Annotated in this window: 4 protein-coding genes and 1 pseudogene; all 5 read left to right on the forward strand. The window is 53.2% G+C overall.

Annotated elements, in window-relative coordinates:
* Positions 1-497 (forward strand): annotated as a pseudogene (locus RTK32_RS19855) (cytochrome o ubiquinol oxidase subunit I); the annotation flags it as partial.
* A complete protein-coding gene (locus RTK32_RS19860) occupies positions 487-1,101 on the forward strand; it encodes a cytochrome o ubiquinol oxidase subunit III (protein ID WP_312046972.1) in 615 nt (204 codons plus the stop codon). The pseudogene RTK32_RS19855 and the gene RTK32_RS19860, both read left to right, overlap by 11 nt.
* Positions 1,101-1,430, forward strand: coding sequence for a cytochrome o ubiquinol oxidase subunit IV (locus RTK32_RS19865; protein ID WP_312046973.1), 330 nt, complete (start codon positions 1,101-1,103; stop codon positions 1,428-1,430). Before RTK32_RS19860 ends, RTK32_RS19865 begins: the two co-directional genes overlap by 1 nt.
* A gap of 13 nt (positions 1,431-1,443) precedes the next feature.
* Positions 1,444-2,331 carry a heme o synthase gene (cyoE, locus tag RTK32_RS19870; protein WP_312046976.1) on the forward strand — a complete coding sequence of 296 codons (888 nt, stop codon included), beginning with the start codon at positions 1,444-1,446 and terminating at the stop codon, positions 2,329-2,331.
* 126 nt (positions 2,332-2,457) lie between these two features.
* Positions 2,458-3,822, forward strand: coding sequence for an MFS transporter (locus RTK32_RS19875; protein WP_312046975.1), 1,365 nt, complete (start codon positions 2,458-2,460; stop codon positions 3,820-3,822).
* The last annotated feature ends 112 nt before the right edge of the window (positions 3,823-3,934 follow it).

The following is a 3,934-nucleotide window of genomic DNA, read 5'->3' on the forward strand; positions in this document are numbered from 1 at the left end:
CAGTGGGCGCGGCTCTGATTGCTTGTGGTGTTCTGTGCCAGGTTATTCAGTTCTGGGTATCCGTACGTGACCGCGAGCAGCTTCGCGACCTGACGGGTGATCCATGGGGCGGTCGTACACTGGAGTGGGCAACCTCTTCACCACCACCGTTCTATAACTTTGCTGAAGTGCCAGTTATCCACGAGCGCGATGCGTTCTGGGAAATGAAAGAGAAAGGCGAAGCTTACAAACGTCCGGCTAAGTATGAAGAGATCCACATGCCGAAGAACAGCGGCGCGGGTATCATCATTGGTGGTTTCAGTCTGGTGTTTGGTTTTGCTGCTATCTGGCATATCTGGTGGCTGGTAGGCTTGTCATTCCTCGGCATGATCCTGACCTGGATTATCAAGAGCTTTGACGAAGACGTGGATTACTATGTTCCCGTTGCCGAAATCGAAAAAATCGAGAATCAGCACTTTGACGAAATTAGCAAAGCAGGTCTGAAAAATGTCAACTGAAACTCTGTCTAAACACCACGACGCCCATGCGGAGCATGGGCATCACGATGCGGGGGCCAACAAGCTGTTTGGCTTCTGGATCTACCTGATGAGCGACTGCATCATCTTCGCCACGCTGTTCGCGACCTATGCTGTCATGGTCAACAGCACCGCTGGCGGACCGTCAGGGAAAGATATTTTTGAATTACCGTTTGTTCTGGTTGAAACCGCGCTGCTGCTGGTGAGTTCTATCACCTACGGCTTCGCTGTCATCAGCATGGAAAAAGGCTCAAAAGGCGCCGTTCTGGGCTGGCTGGTGCTAACTTTCCTGTGCGGTATCGGCTTCATCTCGATGGAAATCTATGAGTTCCATCATCTGATTACCGAAGGTTTTGGTCCACAGCGCAGCGGCTTCCTTTCTGGCTTCTTTACGCTGGTGGGTACGCACGGTCTGCACGTAACCTGCGGTCTGATCTGGATGCTGGTGATGATGTATCAGGTGGCCACTAAGGGCCTGACGTCCACCAACCACACCCGCCTGATGTGCCTGAGTATGTTCTGGCACTTCCTGGATGTGGTCTGGATCTGTGTGTTTACCATCGTTTACCTGCTGGGGGTCATTTAATGAGCAAAACATTAAGCGATCATGGTACCTCTCACGGTAACGTGAAGACCTATATGATCGGCTTTATTCTGTCGATCATCCTGACTGCGATTCCATTCTGGATCGTCATGGAAGGCGGCGCGTCTAAATCGACAATGCTGGCCGTGGTGGTGATTGCAGCCGTGGTACAGGTGCTGGTGCATCTTTATTACTTCCTGCACCTCAGCACGTCTACCGATCAGCGTTGGAATCTGGTGGCGATAGTGTTCTCCGCCGTCATCATTCTGATTGTCGTAGTGGGCTCTATATGGATTATGTGGAACCTCAATTACAACATGATGGTCCGTTAAAGAGTCGCCTGTGATGATTAAGCAATACCTACAAGTAACGAAACCAGGAATTATTTTCGGAAATTTAATTTCTGTCATCGGGGGATTTCTGCTGGCTTCTAAAGGCAGCATCGACTATTCCCTGTTTCTCACCACCTTAGTCGGCGTCTCGCTGGTGGTCGCATCGGGTTGTGTTTATAACAACTTTATTGACCGTGACATCGACGTAAAAATGGAGAGAACCAGAAACCGTGTGCTGGTAAAAGGCCTCATTTCTCCGAAAGTCTCTCTGGTTTATGCAACCGTTCTGGGTATTGCTGGATTCGCGTTGCTGTATCTCGGAGCAAACCCGCTGGCCATGTGGCTGGCGGTGATGGGCTTTGTGATTTACGTCGGTGTTTACAGCCTCTATATGAAGCGTAACTCCGTCTACGGCACGCTGATTGGTAGTCTTTCCGGCGCAGCGCCGCCGGTAATTGGCTACTGTGCCGTCAGCAACCAGTTCGACGCTGGCGCGCTGATCCTGCTGGCTATCTTTAGCCTGTGGCAGATGCCGCATTCCTATGCGATTGCTATCTTCCGCTTTAAAGATTACCAGGCAGCGAATATCCCGGTTCTGCCGGTGGTAAAAGGTATCTCAGTGGCGAAAAACCATATTACGCTGTATATCCTGGCGTTTATGGTTGCCACGCTGATGCTGACGCTGGTGGGCTATGCGGGCTATAAATATCTGGTGGTCGCCGCTGCCGTGAGCGTATGGTGGCTGGGAATGGCGCTTTCGGGCTACAAGACGCAGAACGACCGCGTCTGGGCACGCAAGCTGTTCGTTTTCTCCATCGTTGCCATTACGGCACTGAGCGTGATGATGTCGGTCGACTTTATGACGCCGGCCTCAAAGGATTTACTGACCCTGGTCAGGTAACGTCTACCTCCTCCGAAGGGCGCGATTATCGCGCCCTTTCTTTTTGTTACCACTTCTCGCTAATAATAATTTTACCCACCTTTCCCAACGCCTTAAAATATGCTCACCAGATAAACTGAGGTAGTAATGAACGATAATAAAATGACTCCGGTCGAACTGCGTGCGACATGGGGTTTGGGAACGGTATTCTCCCTGCGTATGCTGGGCATGTTTATGGTTCTGCCCGTCCTGACCACTTACGGCATGGCATTACAGGGAGCCAGTGAGGCGCTGATAGGTCTTGCTATCGGTATCTACGGGTTGGCACAGGCCGTTTTTCAAATTCCTTTTGGCCTGCTCTCGGATCGGATTGGCCGTAAGCCGCTGATTATTGGCGGGCTTTTGATTTTTGTTCTCGGTAGCGTCATCGCCGCCAGCACCACCTCCATTTGGGGGGTGATTTTGGGTCGGGCGCTGCAGGGATCCGGGGCGATCGCAGCGGCAGTCATGGCGCTGCTTTCCGATCTGACGCGCGAGCAGAACCGCACCAAGGCGATGGCTTTTATCGGCATCAGTTTCGGGGTGACCTTTGCTATCGCTATGGTACTCGGCCCGATCGTGACGCATGCTCTGGGCCTCCATGCGCTGTTCTGGATGATTGCGCTGCTGGCCTCCAGCGGCATCGTGATTACGCTACTGGTGGTGCCGTCGGCATCCAACCATATGCTTAACCGCGAATCCGGCATCGTTAAGGGCAGCTTCCGTGCCGTGCTGGGTAACAGCCGCCTGGTCAAGCTCAACTTCGGCATCATGTGCCTGCATATTCTGCTGATGTCCAGCTTTGTGGCGTTGCCCGGCGAGTTCGAGCAGGCCGGCTTCCCGGCCGAGCAGCACTGGAAAGTCTACCTGGTCACCATGCTGATCGCTTTCTGTGGCGTGATCCCGTTTATTATTTACGCGGAAGTTAAACGCCAGATGAAACGCGTTTTTATTGCCTGCGTGGCGATTATCCTGATCGCGGAGATTGTGCTCTGGGGCGCCGGCAGTCACTTCTGGACGCTGGTTATTGGCGTACAGCTGTTCTTTATCGGCTTTAACCTGATGGAGGCGATTTTGCCTTCGCTGGTCAGTAAAGAATCCCCACCGGGTTACAAGGGCACCGCGATGGGCGTCTACTCCACCAGTCAGTTTATCGGCGTGGCGATTGGCGGCAGCCTGGGCGGCTGGCTTTACGGCCATTTCGATGCCTCCACCGTTTTTGTGGTCGGCGCTTTTATTGCCGTGGTCTGGCTGCTGGTGAGTTGCACCATGCAGGAACCGCCTTACGTCAGTAGCCTGCGTATCGTGCTGCACGATGATATTACGGATACCGCCGCGCTGGAAAAACGTCTGAGAGCACAGCCGGGCGTAGCCGCCGTCTTTATTGTGCCGGAAGAGCGAAGCGCCTACGTGAAAATCGACAGCAAAGTCACCAACCGTCCCGAGCTGGAAGCGCTGGTCGGCAGCTGCTGATAGTCTGTTAATGGGGCGTCGCGCCCCATTCTTCCTGCCCCTGACCGCCCTCCCCTCTTTCTAACCGCATAACAAAGCAGTAAGAGTGTCACTTTTTTGAGAGGAATGCACT

It is taken from the genome of Erwinia sp., assembly GCF_031978025.1.
Classification (GTDB): domain Bacteria; phylum Pseudomonadota; class Gammaproteobacteria; order Enterobacterales; family Enterobacteriaceae; genus Erwinia.